The following is a 20,501-nucleotide window of genomic DNA, read 5'->3' as shown; positions in this document are numbered from 1 at the left end:
CTGGGTGCCCCGGTGACGCCGTGCGGCAGGCCGCGCCAGGGTGAGGCTTACCACAACGCTGCAGATGCCGCTGTCAGTACCCGGGCAAACACGTCGATCGCTTTGTCCACTTCGGCCTCGGTGCTGAAGCGCCCGATGCTCAAGCGCACACTGTTGCGTGCCTGGTGCTCGTCCAGCCCCAGCGCCAGCAGCACATGTGAGGCTGCATGGCTGGCCGAGTTGCAGGCCGAGGTGGTCGATAACGCCAACTCGCTGGCCAGCGCCGCACTGTTGAAGCCCTTGCTGTCGATGCACAGGTTCAGGGTATGGGGAATGCGTTGGCTGGCGCAGCCGTTCAGGCTGACGCCGGGCAAAGCCAGCAGGCCTTCGCGCAGGCGCTTTGCCAGTTGCTCCAGGTGCTGGTATTCACTGTCACCGGGCTGGCCGGCCAAGGCAAAAGCGCTGCCCATGCCCGCGATCTGGTGGGTCGCCAGGGTGCCGGAGCGCAGGCCCTGTTCATGGCCGCCGCCGTGCATCTGCGCACGCATCAGCGTACGTGCTCGTGGCCCGACGTACAGCGCGCCGATGCCTTTTGGCCCGTACACCTTGTGCGCCGAAAACGACATCAGGTCCACGGCCATCGTGTTCAGGTTGATGGCCAGCTTGCCCACGGCCTGCGCCGCGTCCACGTGCAGCAAGGCACCGTGGGCACGCACCTGCTCACCAATGGCGGCAAAGTCGGTGACCGTGCCCAGCTCATTGTTGACTGCCATCAACGATACCAGGCGGGTATCGGGGCGCAGTGCGGCCTGTACGCTGGCGGGCTGGATCAGGCCGGCGGCATCCGGTGCCAGGCGGGTAACGGCCCAGCCTTGGCGCTCCAGTTCGGCCACGGTGTCGAGCACGGCTTTGTGTTCCAGTTGGCTGGTGATCAGGTGCCCAGGCTGGCCGGCGCCTTGAGCAATGCCTTTTAGCGCCAGGTTGTTGGACTCGGTCGCGCCCGAAGTCCAGACCAGGCGCTCGACGTGTGCGCCGACGCGCTCGGCCACTTGCTGGCGGGCGTGCTCAACGGCTTGTCGGGCAGCCTGGCCGAAGGCATGACCACTGGACGCCGGGTTGCCGAAGTTGGCTTGGCTGCCAAGACTGGCGAGCATGGTTTCGATGACCCGGTCGTCGACTGGAGTGGTGGCGGCGTAATCAAAGTAGAGCGGGGCGCTAGGCATTGAGGCAGGTCCATGTCTGTCGCCGTGAAATCGGCGATTGATGGCGTAAGCGTATCCGCCATCCGAGAGAAATTTTTTACTTCCCACAGTGGATCTTTGAGTGCCGACACATAAATTTTCTATCTATTTGTAGCTTTGTAGGATTTTTTCCTCCGTGGTGGCTATGAGCGATCCTTCGTGCGCATCTTCAGGCAGGCTCCGACGCTCTTTCTTCCTCGGCCACCACACGTTCGCACAGTTCGGTGATTTGCTCACGCATCCAGCGGTTGGCGGGGTCCTGGTCGGTGCTTTCATGCCAGTACAGGTGCGTTTCGAGCGCGGGTACTTCCACCGGAAGGGGGTGATAGCGCAGTTGATGGCGGCGGGCGAAGCGCTCGGGCACGGTCATCACCATGTCGGTTTGCTGCAATACCTGCGAAGCCATCAGGTAGTGCTGTGAGCGCAAGGCTACTTTGCGCTGTACGCCCATCTTGCCCAGCGCCAGGTCGACATAGCCCAGGCCGTTACGGCGGCTGGAGATATGGATGTGGGTCATGCCCAGGTAACTGTCGAGGGTCAGCTTGCTGTCGGCCAGCGGGTGGCCCTGGCGCAAGGCACAGACATAACGGTCTTGCATCAGCTTGACGTGGCGTACCTGCGGGTCGGTGTTCAGCGGGGCGTCGATGGCGAAGTCCAGGCGGCCGGCGGCAAGTTCCTTGGTGGTTTCGCGGCGTTTGCACAGGAAACTCTCGATCAGCACCGCCGGCGCCAGGCGGCGCAAGCGCTGGAACAGCGGCGGCAGGATTACCGCCTCGGTCAGGTCGGTCATGCTGATGCGGAAGGTCTTGTTGGCTTGTTGCGGGTTGAAGATACGGCTTTCCTGCACCGACGTACGCAACAGTGCCAGGGCGTTGCGCACCGGGCCGATGATGTTCTGTGCCATGGGCGTGGGCACCATGCCCTGCGCGGTGCGCACGAACAGCGGGTCGTTGAAGGTTTCGCGCAACCGCGAAAGGGCGTTGGACACCGCTGGCTGCGTGATACCTACAATCTGCCCGGCGCGGGTCAGGTTGGCTTCGGTGTAGATCGCATCGAACACGATGAACAGGTTGAGGTCGACCTTGCTGAGGTTCATGGGCGCCGCTCTTTGTTGGAGTTATTGGCCGATCATATATCGGTTATGAATGTTTATACACGCGGAAAATAGACTAGGTGGATGGGCGCATGCTGCTCTAGGCTCTGGCCCATGTACTCCGAACCGTGAAGGTAGCCCCGATGGATTTCGCCTATTCGCCCAAGGTCCAGGCACTGCGCGAGCGCGTCACTGCGTTCATGGACGCCTATGTCTACCCCGCCGAAGCGGTGTTCGAGCGCCAGGTCGCCGAGGGCGACCGCTGGCAGCCCACTGCAATCATGGAAGAGCTCAAGGCCAAGGCCCGCGCCGAAGGGTTATGGAACCTGTTCTTGCCTGAATCGGAATACGGCGCCGGCCTGAGCAACCTGGAGTACGCCCCGTTGGCGGAAATCATGGGCCGCTCGTTGCTTGGCCCGGAGCCGTTCAACTGCTCGGCGCCGGATACCGGCAACATGGAAGTACTGGTGCGCTATGGCAGCGAAGCACAGAAGCGCCAGTGGCTGGAGCCGCTGCTGCGCGGCGAGATCCGCTCGGCATTCGCCATGACCGAGCCGGACGTGGCCTCCTCGGACGCCACCAACATGGCCGCCACGGCCGTGCGTGACGGTGACGAGTGGGTGATCAACGGCCGCAAGTGGTGGACCTCCGGCGCCTGCGACCCGCGTTGCAAGGTGATGATCTTCATGGGCCTGTCCGACCCTGAGGGGCCGCGCCACCAGCAGCACTCGATGGTACTGGTACCCACCGATGCGCCCGGTGTGAAGATCGTCCGCCCGCTGCCGGTGTTCGGCTATGACGATGCTCCCCACGGTCACGCCGAAGTGCTCTTCGAAAACGTGCGGGTGCCGTATGAAAACGTGATTCTCGGTGAGGGCCGCGGTTTCGAGATTGCCCAGGGTCGCCTTGGCCCTGGCCGTATCCACCACTGCATGCGTTCGATCGGCATGGCCGAACGTGCGTTGGAACTGATGTGCAAGCGCTCGGTGGAACGCACCGCCTTTGGCCGGCCACTGGCACGGCTGGGTGGCAACGTCGACAAGATTGCCGACTCGCGTATGGAGATCGACATGGCCCGGCTGCTGACGCTGAAAGCGGCTTACATGATGGACACTGTCGGCAACAAGGTGGCCCGCAGCGAGATCGCGCAGATCAAGGTGGTGGCGCCGAACGTGGCCTTGAAAGTGATCGACCGGGCTATCCAGATACATGGCGGGGCAGGGGTGAGCGGCGATTTCCCACTGGCCTACATGTATGCCATGCAACGCACCCTGCGCCTGGCTGACGGGCCGGATGAAGTGCACCGCGCGGCGATTGGCAAGTATGAGATTGGCAAATATGTGCCGGTGGAGATGTTGCGTACCAGCGGGCGGTGACAGGCGTTGATTGTTGTTAGCCTGTACCGGCCTCTTCGCGGCTGAAGCCGCTCCCACAGGCACGGCGCAAGTCTTGGGCATACGCGATCCCTGTGGGAGCGGCTTTAGCCGCGAAGAGGCCGGTGAGGGCTTACTTGGTTTTCAGGTCAATCACCAGATCTTTGGCGGCCTTCGTAGCCAGTACACTCATGAGCTTGCTCATTTCATCCTGCCGCCCAATGCCTGATTCGGGGCCCCCCATCATCACGCTCGGCACTGGCGCCCTTGCAGCAGCCTCTGCCCAGGCCCGGTTGATCTTCACCATCGCATCCAGTTTGGTTTGCAGGGCGCCGTCCGCCTTGAGCGTGGCCTCACGGGCGTAGGCTTCGGCATCGGCCGTGATCTTGGTCGCTTCTGCCGTGACACGGGCCTTGTCCCGAAGCAGCTCGGCCGTCTGTTTGTCGATCTCGGCGCGCCGCTTCTCACGTTCCGCGTTGATCAGCGCAAGCTGTTTCTCGGTCTCGGCTTCAGTGGTACGTTCAATCTGCTGGCGCAGGCTTTCCTGACGTTTGGCCTCGACGTCCTTGGCACCACGAGCAGAGACCAGTTCCTTCTCTTCTTCTTCCTTGAGCCGGTTTTGACGAGCCACGGCCAGTTCGGCCAGCGCCTGTTGTACGCGGACCATACGTTGCTGATACTGCGGGTTAGGGTCGATATGAGTGACACGCGCGTCGACTACTTCGACGCCAAACAGGCGGAATTGCTGTTGTTTGCGCAACTCCCGACCATCTTTGTCGAGCTTCTTTTCGATGACGAAACGCGTAGCGCTGTTGTCGCCGAAACTACCCTGTTCGGTGCCAGCCTGCAGAATCGCGGTTTGGGCCGGATGATTATCACGTTGAACGCGGATCTCCTTGCGGCTGGTCAAGTACAGGCCGTTGCGCAACTGATTCTCGAACTCGGCACCGAAGTGGCTACGGTTACCCGCATAGTAATCGTCGGCACTCATCAGTGAGGCCGTGGCTTGCAGTGTTTCCTTTACCGCCGGCAATAATGCACGTTGCAGGAAGTTGTCTGGCGTGCGGTACTCTTGGGCGATTTTCAAGAAGGCTTCACCTGAAGGCAGGCGAAACTGGGTACTGAATTCTGCCTTTGCATCGACATTGCCCAGAAACACGATGGGCAGGTTGTCCAGTGTGATGGACGGATGCCCGCCGCGGGTGTCTTCCGGATTGTCCATGCGCAAGGAAGATTGGACGCCGATGGTACGGCGCCAGGCTGTACTGCGGCCGAACCATTTTGTGGCGTAGCCAACGTCTTCAACCACTTTCTCTTCGCCAAAGATCGTACGTACGTGGGTCATCTGACCCGCTTCGTTATAGAAAAACACTTCATTGAACATTGCTGCGAGTACGCCAGCGGCCAGGATCGGGATGGCAACGACTGCAACCAGCTTGCGGTTGATACGAAATTGGGAAAGGTCAGGAACAGACAGCTTTTGCATGGAGCACTCCTTGTGCGGAAAGTCACCATGCTGGCGAAGCTGTCCCTGTGTTCACAATCAGACCACTCGCATACCTTGCGTAGGAAAAAACGTTGGATTGATTAGGAAAAATCCACCCTCGTTAGGCTGCATCACAACAACTCAGACCCGCAGTTGCGGGTCTTCGTCTTTTTCTCGTGCCATGGTCGCATTCGAAACAGGATTCGGTTGCTCAGACTCGGCTGCCACGTTCTGTGCTCTGGTCTTGACCAACGAAACCACCACCCCACCCAGCAGCAACCCGAATGTCACCCCCAACGACAGCAACGCTGGCACCTTGCCCACCATGCCGTGGTAGAAAATCTTGCAGCCAATAAAGATCAACACCAACGCCAGCGCGTACTTGAGGTAAACGAACCGGTGCATCAGCGCCGACAGCGCGAAGTACAGCGAGCGCAGCCCAAGGATGGCGAAGATGTTCGAGGTGTAAACGATGAACGGGTCCTGGGTAATGGCGAAGATCGCCGGCACGCTGTCGACGGCGAACACCAGGTCGGCCAGTTCGATCAGCACCAGCGCCAGAAACAACGGGGTGGCATAGCGCAGGGCCTTGCTGTGCCCGGGCGGGGTCTGGCGTATGAAGAAGTGCGAGCCGTGGATCTGGTCGGTGACCCGCATGTGCCGGCGTACGAACTTGATGATCGGGTTGTTGGCCAGGTCCGGGTGGCTGTCTTCTTTCGACAGCGCCATCTTCACCCCGGTGAACAGCAGGAAGGCGCCGAAGAGGTACAAGACCCAGGCAAAGTTCTGCACCAGCGCCGCGCCCACGCCGATCATGATCGCCCGCAGGAACACCACCCCCAGGATGCCCCAGAACAGTACGCGGTGCTGGTAGCGGCGGGGGATGGCGAAGTAGCTGAAGATCATCGCCATGACGAACACGTTGTCCATCGACAGCGACTGCTCGACCAGGAAGCCGGTGTAGAACTCCAGCGCCGACTGGGCGCCCAGCTGATACCAGACCCCGGCGCCGAACAGTACACCGACGCTGAAATAGCCCGAATACAGCAGCAGGCTTTCGCGCATTTCGATTTCCCGGTCGTGCCGGTGCAGCACGCCCAGGTCGAGCACCAGCAAACCGATGACGATGGCCATGAACACCAGCCACAACCAGGCGCTGGTACCGAGAACGGGGGTGGTGAGGAATGCGTGCAGAGCTGTCATGAGCCCCTCCTTGAATGTCGACGTTGCTTGGCAACAGTGATCCGACATGGCGGCTTGGCAGCCGTCAGAGGGGCCCGGTATCACATGGGCTTGAGCCTAGACCCGTTTGCCATGGATGCCGAATGGGGAGCTGTTACATTTCTTTGCCAGGGCCGTAATCACGGCTTCAATACACCCACACCTCTACCCGACGGTTACGCAGGCGCCCTTGCTCCAGTTCATTGCCGGCCACTGGCAGTTCATCGCCCATGCCCGTTACCTCAAGCACCTCCACACCATCGCGTGCCAGCTCGCGGCGCACCGCCTGGGCGCGCAGGCGGGAGAGCAGGGCTGCGCGACCGGGCGTTTCCTTGGGGTCGCCAAACCCTACCAGCACGGCCTTGCTCTGCAACTTGCCGGCCTGGCGCAGGTATTCGACCACCCGCTGCACATCGCGCAGGGCCTTGTTGTCGAGGCTGGCGCTGCCTTCCTGAAAGCGGAAGTTCACGCTCAGCCGCTGCGCTTGCTGGGCCAGGGTGCGATAGCGTGGCGGCATATCGGACAAGGGCGGAACAGGCTGGGCCTTGATCTGCTGCGACACGAAACCCTGCTGGGCAACGATCGCCTGGCCTGCGGGGCTTTGGGCGAAATCGGCCAAGGCCTTGGCCTGTGGTTTGGGGTTGGCTGGCAGGTAGAAGTACAGGCGCCGTGACAGCGGGTAATCTTCGCTGGCCACCAGCGCGCGCTCTGGCAACATGGCCGGTGCGTCGCCTTCGGCCACCGCCAGCACCTTGGCACCGTGCACTGCAGCCAGGCTACTGAAGCCGATGGCCTGACGGTCGGTGGCTACTTGCGAAGCCAGCTCGTCGCTGGACTCGAAGCGCCGCGCCTTGGCTGATAGTTCGTCGTGCAGGGGCTCCAGCACAAGCGCCTTGAACGTCTCGTAGGTGCCGGAGCGGTCGTCACGGGCATAGAGGTGGATGGCGCCGCCAGCAATGCCCAATTGTTCCCAGCGCTGGATCTGCCCGGAAAAAACCTGCGCCAGTTGCTGGGTGTTCAGTTGTGGCAGCGGGTTGTCGGGGTGGACGATGACCGCCACGCCGTCCAGGCCGATGACTTGTTCGGCGCTGGCAGCGCGCAGGTCGCCCAGGGCGCGCAACTGATGCACTTCGCTGTCGTTGATCGGCCGCGAGGCGGCCGCCAGGTCGGCGTCGCCACGGCCGAGGGCGACGAAGCCGGTGCTGGAACCATGGGCGGCAACATCGATGCGTACCGGCTGGCCATGATCGTCCTGCGCGGTGATTACGGTCTCGTTGGCGACGTTGCCCGGTTGCTGCTGGATGGCGGTGGCTTGCTGCGCACGCAATTGCCCCTGCACCAGTGCTGGCAGCAAGGCGGCGCCGATGGTGTTGGAGCCTTGGACGCGCAGGTGAGCGGGCTCGGCCAGGGTCGCTAGCGGTAGCAGGGTGAGCAGCAAGACAAGCAGGCGCAGCATGCCGGGTGGCCTATGGCATAGAGTTGGCCGGCAGATTACGACAGTGGCGTGATGATAATGTGACAGTCAGTAGGGGCCGCAAAACGGCCCCCGCGATCTCAATGCGCCCCGGCCGACTTGCTCAAATCACTTTCGGCCCACTCGGTATAGATACATGCATCCGCCACCGCCCAGCGCACTTTCACGCTGTCGCCCGGTTGCATAGGCATACCCGAAGCCGACAGCGCTTTCACCGTCAACTCCGTGCCACCCGCCGTCACCACATGGCAGGTCTGGCTCTCACCCAGGAACAGCACTTCGCCAACCTTGGCACTGACTTCGTTCCAGCCCGCCGGCAGCGGCTCGCGCGCAGCCTGTTCGGCGGTCAAGGCCAGGGCCTTTTCCGGGCGCACCATGATCAGTGCATCCTGCGAGGCGGTAAGGCCCGGCGTCAGGCGAATGGCCACCGGATGGCCCTCGAAGCTGCCCGCACCGTTGCTGCTGGCCTTGATCCGCAGGAAGTTGGAGTTGCCCAGGAACGACGCGACAAAGGCATTCGGCGGGTTCTGGTACAGGTCATAACCGGTGCCCAGGCCGACGATCTTGCCGTGGCTGAAGATGGCGATGCGCTGGGACAGGCGCATGGCTTCTTCCTGGTCGTGGGTGACGTAGACGATGGTGATGCCCAGCCGGCGGTGCAGCTGGCGCAGCTCGTCCTGTAGGTCTTCGCGCAGCTTTTTGTCCAGCGCACCGAGCGGTTCGTCCATCAACAGGATGCGTGGCTCGTACACCAGCGCCCGGGCAATCGCCACGCGCTGCTGCTGGCCACCGGACATCTGCGAGGGCTTGCGGTGGGCAAACTTCTCCAGTTGCACCAGCTTGAGCATGGCATCGACACGCTTGGCGGTTTCGGCAGCGTTGAGCTTGCGAATGGCCAGCGGGAAGGCGATGTTGTCGCGCACGTTCAGGTGTGGGAACAGCGAGTAGCGCTGGAACACCATGCCGATATCACGCTTGTGCGGCGGCACGTTCACCAGCGACTGGCCATCGACCAGGATCTCGCCGCTGCTGGGCGTTTCGAAGCCGGCCAGCATCGACAGGGTGGTGGATTTGCCCGAGCCGCTGGAGCCGAGGAAGGTCAGGAACTCGCCGTCCTGGATTTCCAGGTCGAGGTTGTCCACGGCGGTGAAATCGCCGTAGTGCTTGTTCAGGCCGCGCAGGCTGACCAGGGTCTTGCCTGGCGCGTTGTCTTTGATCACTGCACTCATTGTTGTTTTCTCCGCGCGCTCAGGCGTTTGTTTCGGTGCGCCGGCGCAAGGCGGCGGCAATGAACATCACAAGCAGCGACAAGCCGATCAGCAGGGTCGAGGCCACGGCGATGACCGGGCTGAGGTCCTGGCGCAGGGTGGTCCACATCTTCACTGGCAGGGTCTGCAGGTCGGGGCTGGCCATCATCACACTCAGCACCACTTCATCCCACGACACCAGGAAGGCGAACAGGCCGCCGGCGATCATCCCCGGGCGAATGGCCGGGAAGGTGACCTTGAAGATGGCCTGCAGGCGCGAAGCACCGCAGATCACCGCGGCATCCTCGATCGATTGGTCGAACAGTTTCAGCGAGTTGATGATCGAGATGATGGTGAAGGGCAGGGCAACGATCACATGGCTGACCACGAAGGCGAACAGCGTGCCGGTGTAGCCGAGCTTGAGGAACAGGGCGTACACCGCCACGGCGATGATCACCAGTGGCACGATCATCGGCATGGTGAACAGCCCGTACAGCAGCTCGCGGCCCGGGAAGCGGCCACGCACCAGGGCGAATGCGCTGGGCAGGCCCAGCAGCACGGCGGCAATGGTGGTGAGCACGGCCACCTTGAGGCTGGCCAGCGCGGCGTCCATCCACTCCGGGTTGGAGAAGAACTGGCCGTACCACTTGAAGGTCCAGCCCGGTGGCGGGAACACCAGCCACTGGGACGAGCCGAACGACAGCAACACGATGAACACCACCGGCAGCAGCAGGAAGGCCGCAATGACCCCGGTGGTCAGGTACAGGCCCGTGCGCAGCGGGCGGCCCATGGCATTGGGAGACAGGAGCATGGTGGTTTACCTCGCGTTGCCAACCGGGGATTCCGGCTGCAGCTTCAGGTACAGGTAGAAGAGCACCAGGGTGATCACCACCAGCAGTGCGGCGGCGGCGCTGGCCAGGCCCCAATTGAGGAACGATTGCACCTGCTGGATGATGAATTCGGGCAGCATCATGTTCTGCGCCCCGCCCAGCAGCGCCGGGGTGACGTAGTAACCGAGCGACATCACGAACACCATCAGCGCCCCGGAGAAAAGCCCCGAACGGCACAGCGGCAGAAACACCTTCCAGAAGTTGGTCCACGGGCTGGCGCCGCAGATGGAACCGGCCTGCAGCACCATCGGGTCGATGGCGTGCATGGTCGCCTGCAGCGGCAGCACGATGAACGGGATCATGATGTAGCTCATGCCGATCACCACGCCGGTGAGGTTGTGCACCATTTCCAGCGGGGCATCGATGATGCCCATGGCCATCAACGCCTTGTTGATCACCCCCGAACTTTGCAGCAGCACCAGCCACGAGTAGGTGCGTGCCAGCAGGCTGGTCCACATCGACAGCAGCACGATGTTCAGCAACCAGCGGCCCCAGCCTTTTGGCACCAGCGTGATCGCCCAGGCCAGCGGAAAGCCCAGCAGCACGCTGATCAGGGTCACCACACCGGCCACCGAGAAGGTGTTGAACAGCACCCGTGCGTAGGCCGAGTTGGCGAACAACTGCTCGTAGTTGCCCAGCCCCGGCGTTGGCTCCAGCACCCCGCGCAGCAACAGGCCGACCAGCGGGGCGAAGAAGAACAGGCCAAGGAACAGCAGGGCCGGCAGCAGGTTGCGGCTGCCCTTCCAGCGCTGGCTCAGACTGGCGCGGCGGGGTGTTGTACCCGAGGCGCCGGTGCCCGTGGGGGCACCTTGCGCGTTATGCAGGGCGTTGATGGCGACTTTCATTTGACCAACCACTCATTCCAGCGGGCCGCGATGGCCTGGCCGTTCTTGGCCCAGTAGGCGAAGTCCAGGGTGACCTGGTCCTGGGCGTAGGCAGTGGGCAGGTTCGGTGCGAGGTCTTTGTTCAGCTTGGCCACGCTGTCGACGTTCACTGGCGCGTAGGCGGTCTTGTTGGCGAACTCGGCCTGGCCTTCGGCGCTGCTGGCGTTGGCCAGGAACTTCATGGCCGCGTCCTTGTTCTTGGCGCCTTTGGGAATGACCAGGAAGTCGGCCATGACCAGGTTCTGTTTCCAGCTCACGCCCACTGGTGCGCCATCTTGCTGCAGGGCGTAGACGCGGCCGTTCCAGAACTGGCCGAGCGAAGCCTCACCCGAGGCCAGCAGCTGTTGCGACTGGGCGCCGCCGCCCCACCAGACGATGTCTTTCTTGATGGTGTCGAGTTTCTTGAAGGCGCGGTCCAGGTCCAGCGGGTACAGCTTGTCGGGCGCTACGCCGTCGGCCAGCAGGGCCAGTTCCAGCACGCCAGGGCTCGGCCATTTGTACAGGGCGCGTTTGCCGGGGTAGGTCTTGGTGTCGAACAGCGCGGTCCAGTCCACAGGCTTGTTGGCACCGAGCTTGCCTTCGTTGTAGCCCAGCACGAAGGAGAAGAAGAACGAGCCAACGCCGTGGTCGGAAACGAAACGCGGGTCGATCTTGTCACGTTTGATCTGGTTGAAATCGAGGGGTTCCAGCAGGCCTTCGCTGGCGGCACGCAGGGCAAAGTCGGCTTCGACATCGACCACGTCCCACTGCACGTTGCCGCTTTCGACCATGGCCTTGAGCTTGCCGTAGTCGGTGGGGCCGTCCTGGACGACTTTGATGTCGGTGGCTTTGGTGAAGGGGACGGCCCACGCTTCTTTCTGGGCGTCCTGGGTGGTACCGCCCCAGCTGACGAAATTCAGGCTGTCAGCGGCCACGGCGGCTTGACAGGCCAGGGTCAGCAGGCTGGCGGACAGCACTGCGGTTACACGTTTGCTCAACAGCATGGTTACGCCCTCGTTGCTTTTGTTATTCGAGGCGGGGCTTGTGATGCGCCCGCCAACAGTGTTCGGGGAGCAGCTAAAACAAAGTGTCTGGGTGGCCGTTTGTAATTGTAGGTGCCGGCCTGCAGATTCAAGGTCTACGGGATATCATATTATGGTATTCCAAACTTTTGGCAAGAGGTATGAGGCGACCGGCCATCACTCCGCCCGTTCAGAAACGCTGCGGGGCCCCGCAGGGCCCCGCCAAATCAGATGCTTATGTGTTTTCAGCCGAGCATCCCGGGCTCGAACGGAATGCTCTGCACCACCTCCAGTTCATACCCCGCCAGCCCGGCATACTTCAGCGGAGGCCCCAGATGGCGCAGCTTGCCCACGCCCAGGTCCTGCAGAATCTGTGCTCCGGTGCCCACTTCGGAGTACACCTTCGATTGCCCGCGCTGATAAGGGCGCACCGGCTGGGTCAACTGCGGCACGCGCTCCAGCAGGGCTTGGGAGGATTCATGGTTGGCCAGGATCACCACTACGCCAGCCCCTTCCTCGGCCACCTTCTGCAAGGCCGCCCATAACGTCCAGTTGGCTGGCCCGGCGTATTCGGCACCTACCAGGTCGCGCAGCGGGTCGATCACATGCACCCGCACCAAGGTCGGCAGCTCGCGGCGGATATCACCCATGACCATGGCCATGTGCACGCCGCCTTCGATGCGGTCTTCATAGGTGACCAGGCGGAAGGTGCCATGCACGGTCGGCAGCTCGCGTTCACCGATGCGCTTGATGGTTTGCTCGGTGCTCAGGCGGTAGTGGATCAGGTCGGCGATGGTGCCGATCTTGATGCCATGCTGCGCGGCGAACACTTCAAGGTCCGGGCGGCGGGCCATGGTGCCGTCGTCGTTGAGCACTTCGACAATCACCGAGGCCGGGCTGAAGCCGGCCAGGCGGGCCAGGTCGCAGCCGGCTTCGGTGTGGCCGGCACGGGTCAGCACGCCGCCTTCGCGGGCGCGCAGGGGGAAAATGTGGCCGGGTTGCACCAGGTCTTCGGGGCGGGCATCACGGGCCATGGCCGCGGCCACGGTGCGTGCCCGGTCGGCGGCGGAAATGCCGGTAGTGACGCCAGTGGCCGCTTCGATCGACACGGTAAACGCTGTGCTGAACACGCTGCCATTGGCCGGCACCATCTGCTCCAGGCCCAAGCGCTGGCAGTGTTCGTCGGTCAGGGTCAGGCAGATCAGGCCACGTGCTTCACGGGCCATGAAGTTGATGGCCTGGGCGTCGCAACGCTCGGCGGCGATCAGCAGGTCGCCTTCGTTTTCCCGGTCCTCGTCATCCACCAGCAGGACCATCTTGCCTTGCCGGTAGTCCTCGAGAAGTTCCTCGATGGTGTTGAAAGCCATGTTGCACGCTCACTGTGGTGGGGGTGATTTTTATGGTATACCATCATACACAAATATCGCCGTTACAGGAGAGCAGCGCATGAAGGCCTATTGGATCGCCCATGTGGACGTGACCGACCCCGAGCAATACCAGCAGTACACCCAGCGCGCCCCGGCTGTCTTCAAGGCGTTCGGCGGCCGCTTCCTGGCCCGTGGCGGGCGCAGCGAGGCGATGGAAGGGCGGCCTACCCCTCAGCGTAGCGTGGTGATCGAGTTCGATTCGTACGAGCAGGCAGTGGCGTGCTACCGGTCTGAGCTGTATCAGGAGGCCTGCAGCCATCGTCAGGGCGTGGCGAAGGCAGAGGTGATCATTGTCGAAGGGTTTGAACCCTGAGTTTGGGCTGATGGCCCTTTCGCGGGTAAACCCGCTCCCACAGGTACACCACAGATTTCGAATTCTGTGGTGTACCTGTGGGAGCGGGTTTACCCGCGAAAGGGCCGGTCCTGTTTATGGCATACCTGGCAATTCATGCGGACGCAGGTCAAACACCAGCACCTCGGCATCTACCCCATTGCCCAGCTCAAGTACCTGTTCCTGCCTGACCCGCACGCCATCCCCTTCATTCAGCAGTTGCCCATTGAGCTCGATGCTGCCCCGGGCCACATGCACATAGGCATGGCGGTTTTCCGGCAAGGTCAGCGTGGCGCGTTCGTCACCGTCGAACAAACCGGCATACACCCGCGCATTCTGCCTGACCTGCAACGACCCCTCGGCACCGTCCGGCGAGATGATCAGGCGTAGCTTGCCGCGCTTTTCCTCGGCGCTGAAATGCTGTTGCTGGTAACGCGGTGTTGCGCCTTGCACGTTCGGCACGATCCAGATCTGCAGAAAGTGCACCGGCTGCGTCTGGCTGTGGTTGAACTCGCTATGGGCCACGCCGTGGCCTGCGCTCATCAGTTGTACATCGCCCGGGCGTATCACCGAGCCGGTACCCAGCGTGTCCTTGTGCTCCAGCGCGCCTTCCAGCACGTAGCTGAAAATTTCCATGTCGCGGTGAGGGTGTTGACCAAAGCCCTTGCCGGCGATGACGCGGTCGTCGTTGATCACCAGCAGGTCGGAGAAACCTTGCTCGTCCGGGTTGCGGTAATGGCCGAACGAGAAGGTGTGGAAGGACTTCAACCAGCCATGGAAGGCCAGGCCACGGTCTTGGGCGTTGCGTAGGGTGAGCATGGTGATTCTCCTTGAAAGCCGGGGCCGGGAGGGCTGCCGTGCTGTTGATGGGAGGATCTTACTGTCACTATTGCGATATAAAAATTAGCTAGAACAAGTATTACTGTATTGTTTTTAGTGACAATTGTAGGACGACTCTTACGGTCTTTTTTTCAGCGGTTGTAGGATTGGTCTCGACTGAACGGTGTGCGGTTTGAGGGGGGCATTTTAATGCTAGCTTCTGGGTTTTAAGGTCTCAGGAGATTGTGTGACTATGTCTGCTAGTCACCAGGAACGGCATTTCTGGCGCTGGGTGGTCGCGATAATGCTTGCCCCAATCGTCTTTTGGTATGTCGCTACACCCTGGGTAAGTTTTCATTTTTCTGACAAGGGCCAGGGGCGTCTTGGATATATCTTGAATGTTCAAGATGACATTTCAAAAGGTGAGATATACCCAGGCGAAACCACCGGCGGCCCCGGTCACATCTTCCCGAACGACCAATTTTTCATGCAGCTAGATTGGAACAACCGTGGAAAGTGGCACTGCATTCGGGCCAAACCCAAGTGGCCCAGGATCGATATCTACATCGGGGCGGACGGTGCCATAGATAGCCGCACCGATGGCAGATTCATTGAAGCCTGCGGGCCATTTCCGCAATAGAAGCAAAAGACCCGCCTAGGCGGGTCTTTTGCTTATCGACTCACTGCAGATGCACTTTAAGTTCGGTACCCGCCTGCCTCATCGCCGCCTTCACCGCCGGCACCTGGCTCAACGGGTTCAACAGCCCATAGTCATGAATCATCCCGTTGTAGCGCACCGAAGTCACGGTCACGCCGGCCGCATTCAGCTTGCGGGCATACGCTTCACCCTCATCGCGCAGCACATCGAATTCGGCGGTCTGCACCAGTGCTGGCGGCAACCCTTTCAGCTGTTCACTGCTGGCCCGCAGCGGCGAGGCGTAGATTTGGTCCCGTGCCTTGGCATCGGTGGTGTAGTTGTCCCAGAACCATTTCATCATCCCGGTGGTCAGGAAGTGCCCTTCGGCAAACTGTTTGTACGATGCCGTCTCGAAGCTGGCATCGGTCACCGGCCACAGCAGCAGCTGGAAGCGCAGGGCAGGGGTGCCGGCTTCTTTGGCCTTGAGTGCTACCACCGCAGCCATGTTACCGCCCACGCTGTTGCCGGCTACGGCCAGACGTTTGCCGTCAACGCCGATTTCCTTGCCATGCTCGGCCACCCAGCGGGTGGCGGCATAGGCCTGGTTGATCGCCGTCGGGTAGTGCGCTTCTGGCGAGGGGGTGTAGTCCACATAAACCGCCACCGCGCCGGAGCCGACCACCAGGTCGCGGATCAGTCGCTGGTGGGTCGGGAAGTCACCGAGTACCCAGCCGCCACCGTGGAAGAACATGAACACCGGCAGGTCGCCCTTGACGTTGGCCGGGCGCACCACTTGCAGCTTGATCGACTCGCCGTTTGCCTGGATGGTGCGCTCCTTTACCTCGATACCGGAGAGGTCGACTTTGACCGAAGCCTGGGCGCCGGTGAGCACTGCGCGGGCGTCTTTCGGGCTGAGTTGCTCCAGTGGCTTGCCGCCGCCTTGCTCCAGGGCTTGGAGGAAGGCCTGGGTGTGTTGCTCGACACCTGGGCTGCCAGCGGCGAAGGCGCTGGAGACGGACAGGGCCAGAAGGGAAGCGGTGAGGGCTTTGTGGACAATGTTCATGAGCGAATCCTTTTCTATGCAAGTGTTGGTAATGGGCGTCTTGCCTGGCCTGCTGGGCCATCGCTGCGACCTGTGCGTAGATTAGGGAGATGCGCTGATGGGAAAAAGCCGCTATAAAGCGTTTGACTGTCACCAAGAGCGAGACAATGAACCCTTACGAAGACATGCGGATCTTTGCCCAGGTCATGGAAGCCGGCAGTTTCACCGCCGCCGCCGACCGCCTGGGGATGTCCAAGCAATCGGTCAGCCGGCGCCTGATGCAGCTTGAAGAGCGTCTTGGCGTGCGCCTGCTGAACCGCTCTACCCGGCGGCTGGACGCCACGCCGCTGGGCCAGCACTACTACCAGTCGGCCCTGCGCCTGCTGGGTGAAGTGCAGCAGGTGGAGCACGACATCAGCGGCCAGGCCCAGGCTTTGCGTGGCACCTTGCGCCTGAGCGCGCCACTGTCGTTTGCCATGGCGCACCTGGGTTGCCTGCTGACCGAGTTCCTGCAATTGCACCCTCTGGTGGATGTGGAGGTAGACCTGAGTGACCGGGCCGTCGACCTGATCGGCGAGGGTTACGACCTGGCTCTGCGCATTGGCGCGCTGGAGGATTCCAGCCTGATTGCGCGGCGCATTGCCAGTGTCGAGCGGGTGTACTGTGCGAGCCCGGATTACCTGCAAGCGCGGGGCGTGCCGACAGCACCGGATGAACTGGCAGGGCACGACTGCCTGCCTTATGGGCATTCGCGTCAGGTGCAGTGGCAGTTTCGCCAGGGCAGCAAAGCGCAGGCGATTCAGGTGGCCGGGCGAATGCGTGCCAACAACGGTGAGTTGCTCCGGGATGCAGCCATCGCCGGGATGGGGGTGACGTATCTGCCGACCTTCATCGTGGGGCAGGCGGTGGCGGCCGGGCGGCTGTTGAGTGTGCTGGAAGACTGGACGCCACCGGCATTGCAGCTATCGGCGGTGTATCCGCAACACCGTCAGGTGGCCCGGCCGGTACAGGGGTTTGTCGATTTTCTGCGTGAGCGGCTGGTGCAACTGTAGGCTTGCGTCAGCACCGGTCCAGCAGCGGTGCCCGACGCGCCTGCGGTGCGGCCCAGAGCAATTGGGCCACGCCGATGGTCCGCTCCTCGAAACCGCCCTGGCAATAGCACAGGTAGAACTCCCACAAGCGCTGGAAGGTATCGTCATACCCCAGCGCCATCAGCTCCGCACGCGCCGACCGCAGGTTGTCGCGCCAGTGGCGCAGGGTGCGCGCATAGTCCTGGCCAAAGTCTTCCAGGTGCACAAGGTTCAGGGCGGTCTGGCGGCTGGCGGTATCCAGCAGCACGCTCAGCGAGGGCAAGGCGCCGCCGGGGAAAATGTAGCGCTGGATGAAATCCACTGAACGCCTGGCCTGGGCGTAGCGCTGGTCGCGGATGGTAATGGCCTGCACCAGCATCAGCCCGTCGTCCTTGAGCAGCGAAGCGCATTGGCGAAAGTACGTGGGCAAGTAGCGGTGGCCGACGGCTTCGATCATCTCGATCGACACCAGCTTGTCGAAACGCCCACGCAGGTCGCGGTAGTCTTCGTGCAGCACGGTGATGCGCTGCTCCAGGCCCAGGGCCTTTACCCGCTGCAGAGTGTGGGCGTGCTGCGCCGCCGAGAGGGTGGTGGTGGTGACCCGGCAGCCATACTGCCGGGCGGCGTGGATGGCCAGGCTGCCCCACCCGCTGCCGATTTCCAGCAAGTGGTCCTCGGGCTTGAGCTCGAGCTTTTGGCAAATGCGCTGCAGCTTGTTGGTCTGGGCTTGTTCCAGCGTTTGCGCCGGGCTGTCGAACTGCGCGGCGGAGTACATCATGGTGGGGTCGAGCAGGCGCTCGAACAGGTCGTTGCCCAGGTCGTAGTGCGCCAGGATATTGCGCCGTGCGCCGCGCCGGCTGTTGCGGTTCAGGCGGTGCAGCAGGCGCAGAGCCGGACGCGCCAGGCGTGCCAGGCCGCCCTCCATGGCATCCAGCACATCCAGATTGGCCACGAACAGACGGGTGACTGCGGCAAGGTCCGGGCTGCGCCAGTAACCGTGGATATAGCCTTCCCCGGCACCAATCGAGCCATTGCCGGCGACCAGGCCCCAAGCCGCCTCGTCTACGACCTCGACTTCTGCATACAGCCGGCTGGCGACGTCGCCGAATGTCCATTGCTGGCCTTGGCTGATCAGGCGCAAATTGCCATGGCGCAACTGGCGCAATTGTGCGAGCACTGCATGTTTGGCCAGGCTGCCGAGCAGTGGGGCAATGCTGGTCGATTTGCTAACGCTCAAGGTCGGTTCGGGCATGGTCGGGCTCCTCGCATGTGGGTTGGCCGAGTGCCAGATCGTGCTGGCTGGCAATGTGGTCGTGCACGGGCGTGCGCTTGAGCAGCAGGCGCAGTGCCTGCCAGTAAATGCCGGTGAGGGTGCGCAGGCTCATCCAGGGGAAGGTGAGGATGTGCCGCTGCAAGCCGGCGCGGTCCAGCGGCTGGCGTAGCAGCGCCAGGTCGGCTTCGAACACCTTGTACCCGGCGCGCCAGTTTTCCATGTGGATGCGCACCCGCTGTGCATCGAGGACGAAGCGCAGGCGGTACTCCATGTCCAGCGGCATGAACGGCGAAACATGAAAGGCCTTGGCCACGGAAAAGGGTTGCGCCAGGCCACCCTCAACCGGCAGCACATAGTGGAAGCGTTCACGCCATGGGGTGTTGCGTACCTCCAGCAGCACGGCTATCAGCTGGCCCTGTTGGTCATGGCAGAAGTAGGTGCTCACCGGGTTGAAGGACAACCCCCAGCAGCGCGGTTGGGTAAGCAGGTGCACGGCGCCTTCGGGCACCTGGCCAATGGCTTGGCCGACCAGTTGCCGGGCGGCTTCGGCCAAGGGTTTACCTTGGCGGGTCAGCGCTGGCAGGTAGTCGGTTTCGCGCCAGCACAGGGGCGCCAGCCGTGAGCGCCCAAGCCAGCGACACAGGCTCAGCAGCTGCTGTTGTTCGTTCAGGTCCAGGTAGAACATGCCAACCCGATAGCGAAACGCATGCGGCCTTGGGCTCAGGCGCTTGTGGCTGACCCACCCTTGGCACAGGCTGCTGTTCACAGCTGTTCTCCAAAATGCCGGGCCACGCACAGCGCGCTCAGCACACCGTCTTCGTGAAAGCCGTTGGCCCAGTAAGCGCCGCAGTAATAGCTGTGCAATGGCCCTTGCAGTTCGTGTTGGCGGGCCTGTGCCGCCAGCGCGGCCAGGCTGTATTGCGGGTGCGCGTAGTCGAAGCGGGCGAGTACCTGTGTCGGGTCCACAAGTGCCGTCTGGTTGAGGCTGACGCAAAACGTGGCCGGTGCCTGGATGCCCTGGAGGATGTTCATGTTGTAGGTCAGTGCGGCGGTCGCCTGCGCGTTGTCGCCCAGGCGGTAGTTCCAGCTGGCCCATGCTTTACGCCGTTGGGGCAGCAGGCGCGAGTCGGTGTGCAGCACCACATCGTTGCTGGCGTAGCGGATGGCCCCCAGTATGGCGCGTTCTGCTTCGCTGGGCGGTGCCAGCAGGGCCAGGGCCTGGTCGCTGTGGCAGGCGAACACGACTTTGTCGAAGCGTTCGCTGCTGCCTGGCCAGGTAACCGTGACGCCGCTTACGTCACGTTTTACCTGTTGTACCGGGCAGCCCAGGCGAATCCGCTCGGCAAACGGTTTGCACAGGGGCGTGAGGTAGGCGCGCGAGCCCCCTTCGATCACCTGCCATTGCGGGCGATGGTTGACCGACAGCAAACCGTGGTTTTGACAGAAGCGCACGAAGAACTGCAAGGGGAAGTCCAGCATGCCGGTGGGTGACATCGACCAGATAGCCGCCCCCATCGGCACGATGTAATGGTCGATGAAACGCCGGCCATAGCCTTGGGCTTGCAGGTAGTCGCCAAGGGTGGTGGTGCCATCGATGCGCTGCCGAGCCAGGTCGGCTGGCGCCTGCCGGTTGAAGCGCAGCACATCGCGCAGCATGCCCCAGAAGCCCGCAGACAACAGGTTGCGCCGTTGGGCGAACAGGGTGTCCAGGTCGTGGCCGTTGTACTCGAACCCCGTGCGCGGGTCATGCACCGAAAAGCTCATTTCCGTCGGCCGCCAGGCGACGCCCAACTGCGTGAGCAGGCGGATGAAGTGCGGGTAGGTCCAGTCGTTGAACACGATGAAGCCGGTATCGACGGCATAGTGTTGGCCCTGCCAGTGCACATCCACGGTATGGGTATGCCCGCCAACCCGCTGCGCTGCCTCGAACACCGTGACCTCGTTTCGGCGTGACAGCAGGTGGGCGCAGGTGAGGCCGGCAATGCCGGTGCCGATGATCGCGATGCGCATGGG

The 20,501-nt window shown here is 62.4% G+C and carries 19 protein-coding genes; 4 read left to right on the top strand and 15 right to left on the bottom strand.

Annotated features, from left to right (window positions below; all coding sequences use genetic code 11):
* Nucleotides 1-47 precede the first annotated feature (47 nt).
* Together N436_RS20880 and N436_RS20875 are read right to left on the bottom strand one after the other, a co-directional pair.
* Nucleotides 48-1,202, bottom strand: a complete 1,155-nt coding sequence (locus N436_RS20880) for a cysteine desulfurase family protein (protein ID WP_110741854.1) — start codon at nt 1,200-1,202, stop codon at nt 48-50.
* A 187-nt stretch (nt 1,203-1,389) separates the two neighbouring features.
* Nucleotides 1,390-2,316: a LysR family transcriptional regulator gene (locus N436_RS20875; RefSeq protein ID WP_110741853.1), complete on the bottom strand. Its 927-nt coding sequence runs from the start codon at nt 2,314-2,316 to the stop codon at nt 1,390-1,392.
* Nucleotides 2,317-2,456: 140 nt separating this feature from the next.
* Between N436_RS20875 and N436_RS20870 the strand changes: the two genes are divergently transcribed.
* Nucleotides 2,457-3,689, top strand: coding sequence for an acyl-CoA dehydrogenase (locus tag N436_RS20870; protein ID WP_019099496.1), 1,233 nt, complete (start codon nt 2,457-2,459; stop codon nt 3,687-3,689).
* A gap of 130 nt (nt 3,690-3,819) precedes the next feature.
* Here N436_RS20870 and N436_RS20865 read toward each other — a convergent pair whose 3' ends face one another.
* The 8 genes from N436_RS20865 to ribBA all read right to left on the bottom strand — a co-directional run bounded on the left by N436_RS20865 (nt 3,820) and on the right by ribBA (nt 13,256).
* Nucleotides 3,820-5,172, bottom strand: coding sequence for an SPFH domain-containing protein (locus N436_RS20865; RefSeq protein ID WP_110741852.1), 1,353 nt, complete (start codon nt 5,170-5,172; stop codon nt 3,820-3,822).
* A gap of 141 nt (nt 5,173-5,313) precedes the next feature.
* Nucleotides 5,314-6,375: a TerC family protein gene (locus N436_RS20860; protein WP_110741851.1), complete on the bottom strand. Its 1,062-nt coding sequence runs from the start codon at nt 6,373-6,375 to the stop codon at nt 5,314-5,316.
* Between the two features lie 166 nt (nt 6,376-6,541).
* Nucleotides 6,542-7,849, bottom strand: a complete 1,308-nt coding sequence (locus tag N436_RS20855; protein WP_110741850.1) for a substrate-binding domain-containing protein — start codon at nt 7,847-7,849, stop codon at nt 6,542-6,544.
* Nucleotides 7,850-7,947: 98 nt separating this feature from the next.
* Entirely contained in the window at nt 7,948-9,096 is a 1,149-nt protein-coding gene (locus tag N436_RS20850; RefSeq protein ID WP_110741849.1) for an ABC transporter ATP-binding protein, read from the bottom strand.
* Between the two features lie 19 nt (nt 9,097-9,115).
* Nucleotides 9,116-9,925 carry an ABC transporter permease gene (locus tag N436_RS20845; RefSeq protein WP_010954645.1) on the bottom strand — a complete coding sequence of 270 codons (810 nt, stop codon included), beginning with the start codon at nt 9,923-9,925 and terminating at the stop codon, nt 9,116-9,118.
* A gap of 6 nt (nt 9,926-9,931) precedes the next feature.
* Entirely contained in the window at nt 9,932-10,849 is a 918-nt protein-coding gene (locus tag N436_RS20840) for an ABC transporter permease (RefSeq protein ID WP_105948727.1), read from the bottom strand.
* Nucleotides 10,846-11,871 carry an ABC transporter substrate-binding protein gene (locus N436_RS20835; protein WP_060497215.1) on the bottom strand — a complete coding sequence of 342 codons (1,026 nt, stop codon included), beginning with the start codon at nt 11,869-11,871 and terminating at the stop codon, nt 10,846-10,848. Before N436_RS20835 ends, N436_RS20840 begins: the two co-directional genes overlap by 4 nt.
* A 263-nt stretch (nt 11,872-12,134) precedes the next feature.
* A complete protein-coding gene (ribBA, locus tag N436_RS20830) occupies nt 12,135-13,256 on the bottom strand; it encodes a bifunctional 3,4-dihydroxy-2-butanone-4-phosphate synthase/GTP cyclohydrolase II (protein ID WP_110741848.1) in 1,122 nt (373 codons plus the stop codon).
* A gap of 79 nt (nt 13,257-13,335) precedes the next feature.
* Here ribBA and N436_RS20825 point away from each other — a divergent pair, with 79 nt between their 5' ends.
* Nucleotides 13,336-13,629, top strand: coding sequence for a DUF1330 domain-containing protein (locus tag N436_RS20825; protein WP_110741847.1), 294 nt, complete (start codon nt 13,336-13,338; stop codon nt 13,627-13,629).
* Nucleotides 13,630-13,743: 114 nt separating this feature from the next.
* On the opposite strand, the gene N436_RS20820 is transcribed toward N436_RS20825, so the two are convergent.
* The gene (locus N436_RS20820; RefSeq protein ID WP_110741846.1) at nt 13,744-14,466 is read right to left on the bottom strand and encodes a pirin family protein; all 723 of its coding nucleotides are present in this window, start codon (nt 14,464-14,466) and stop codon (nt 13,744-13,746) included.
* A gap of 253 nt (nt 14,467-14,719) precedes the next feature.
* Between N436_RS20820 and N436_RS20815 the strand changes: the two genes are divergently transcribed.
* Nucleotides 14,720-15,106, top strand: coding sequence for a hypothetical protein (locus tag N436_RS20815; protein WP_232888342.1), 387 nt, complete (start codon nt 14,720-14,722; stop codon nt 15,104-15,106).
* Nucleotides 15,107-15,146: 40 nt separating this feature from the next.
* On the opposite strand, the gene N436_RS20810 is transcribed toward N436_RS20815, so the two are convergent.
* Entirely contained in the window at nt 15,147-16,166 is a 1,020-nt protein-coding gene (locus tag N436_RS20810; RefSeq protein WP_019099485.1) for an alpha/beta hydrolase, read from the bottom strand.
* Nucleotides 16,167-16,312: 146 nt separating this feature from the next.
* Between N436_RS20810 and N436_RS20805 the strand changes: the two genes are divergently transcribed.
* Nucleotides 16,313-17,197 carry a LysR family transcriptional regulator gene (locus N436_RS20805; RefSeq protein ID WP_110741845.1) on the top strand — a complete coding sequence of 295 codons (885 nt, stop codon included), beginning with the start codon at nt 16,313-16,315 and terminating at the stop codon, nt 17,195-17,197.
* A gap of 7 nt (nt 17,198-17,204) precedes the next feature.
* Here N436_RS20805 and N436_RS20800 read toward each other — a convergent pair whose 3' ends face one another.
* From N436_RS20800 to N436_RS20790, 3 genes are read right to left on the bottom strand one after another with little or no spacing between them, the layout of a single operon-like run.
* Nucleotides 17,205-18,467, bottom strand: coding sequence for a cyclopropane-fatty-acyl-phospholipid synthase family protein (locus N436_RS20800; RefSeq protein WP_110741844.1), 1,263 nt, complete (start codon nt 18,465-18,467; stop codon nt 17,205-17,207).
* Nucleotides 18,442-19,254, bottom strand: a complete 813-nt coding sequence (locus N436_RS20795) for a DUF1365 domain-containing protein (protein WP_105948720.1) — start codon at nt 19,252-19,254, stop codon at nt 18,442-18,444. Before N436_RS20795 ends, N436_RS20800 begins: the two co-directional genes overlap by 26 nt.
* Nucleotides 19,251-20,498: an NAD(P)/FAD-dependent oxidoreductase gene (locus tag N436_RS20790; RefSeq protein ID WP_110741843.1), complete on the bottom strand. Its 1,248-nt coding sequence runs from the start codon at nt 20,496-20,498 to the stop codon at nt 19,251-19,253. Before N436_RS20790 ends, N436_RS20795 begins: the two co-directional genes overlap by 4 nt.
* Between the last annotated feature and the right edge of the window lie 3 nt (nt 20,499-20,501).

Origin of the sequence: Pseudomonas sp. RV120224-01b (genome assembly GCF_003208145.1) — a bacterium.
GTDB lineage: Bacteria > Pseudomonadota > Gammaproteobacteria > Pseudomonadales > Pseudomonadaceae > Aquipseudomonas > Aquipseudomonas monteilii.
Note: the sequence above shows the minus strand (reverse complement) of the source record. Positions and strands in the feature narration are given on the sequence as shown.

Bases quoted from the DNA above. Each gene is read 5' to 3' on its own strand.
- N436_RS20850 (WP_110741849.1), bottom strand. From the start codon at position 9,096: ATGAGTGCAGTGATCAAAGACAACGCGCCAGGCAAGACCCTGGTCAGC.
- N436_RS20845 (WP_010954645.1), bottom strand. From the start codon at position 9,925: ATGCTCCTGTCTCCCAATGCCATGGGCCGCCCGCTGCGCACGGGCCTG.
- N436_RS20875 (WP_110741853.1), bottom strand. From the start codon at position 2,316: ATGAACCTCAGCAAGGTCGACCTCAACCTGTTCATCGTGTTCGATGCG.
- N436_RS20800 (WP_110741844.1), bottom strand. From the start codon at position 18,467: ATGCCCGAACCGACCTTGAGCGTTAGCAAATCGACCAGCATTGCCCCA.
- N436_RS20820 (WP_110741846.1), bottom strand. From the start codon at position 14,466: ATGCTCACCCTACGCAACGCCCAAGACCGTGGCCTGGCCTTCCATGGC.
- N436_RS20870 (WP_019099496.1), top strand. From the start codon at position 2,457: ATGGATTTCGCCTATTCGCCCAAGGTCCAGGCACTGCGCGAGCGCGTC.
- N436_RS20805 (WP_110741845.1), top strand. From the start codon at position 16,313: ATGAACCCTTACGAAGACATGCGGATCTTTGCCCAGGTCATGGAAGCC.
- N436_RS20880 (WP_110741854.1), bottom strand. From the start codon at position 1,202: ATGCCTAGCGCCCCGCTCTACTTTGATTACGCCGCCACCACTCCAGTC.
- N436_RS20860 (WP_110741851.1), bottom strand. From the start codon at position 6,375: ATGACAGCTCTGCACGCATTCCTCACCACCCCCGTTCTCGGTACCAGC.
- N436_RS20840 (WP_105948727.1), bottom strand. From the start codon at position 10,849: ATGAAAGTCGCCATCAACGCCCTGCATAACGCGCAAGGTGCCCCCACG.
- N436_RS20790 (WP_110741843.1), bottom strand. From the start codon at position 20,498: ATGCGCATCGCGATCATCGGCACCGGCATTGCCGGCCTCACCTGCGCC.
- N436_RS20865 (WP_110741852.1), bottom strand. From the start codon at position 5,172: ATGCAAAAGCTGTCTGTTCCTGACCTTTCCCAATTTCGTATCAACCGC.
- N436_RS20855 (WP_110741850.1), bottom strand. From the start codon at position 7,849: ATGCTGCGCCTGCTTGTCTTGCTGCTCACCCTGCTACCGCTAGCGACC.
- N436_RS20835 (WP_060497215.1), bottom strand. From the start codon at position 11,871: ATGCTGTTGAGCAAACGTGTAACCGCAGTGCTGTCCGCCAGCCTGCTG.
- N436_RS20815 (WP_232888342.1), top strand. From the start codon at position 14,720: ATGTCTGCTAGTCACCAGGAACGGCATTTCTGGCGCTGGGTGGTCGCG.
- N436_RS20810 (WP_019099485.1), bottom strand. From the start codon at position 16,166: ATGAACATTGTCCACAAAGCCCTCACCGCTTCCCTTCTGGCCCTGTCC.
- ribBA (WP_110741848.1), bottom strand. From the start codon at position 13,256: ATGGCTTTCAACACCATCGAGGAACTTCTCGAGGACTACCGGCAAGGC.
- N436_RS20825 (WP_110741847.1), top strand. From the start codon at position 13,336: ATGAAGGCCTATTGGATCGCCCATGTGGACGTGACCGACCCCGAGCAA.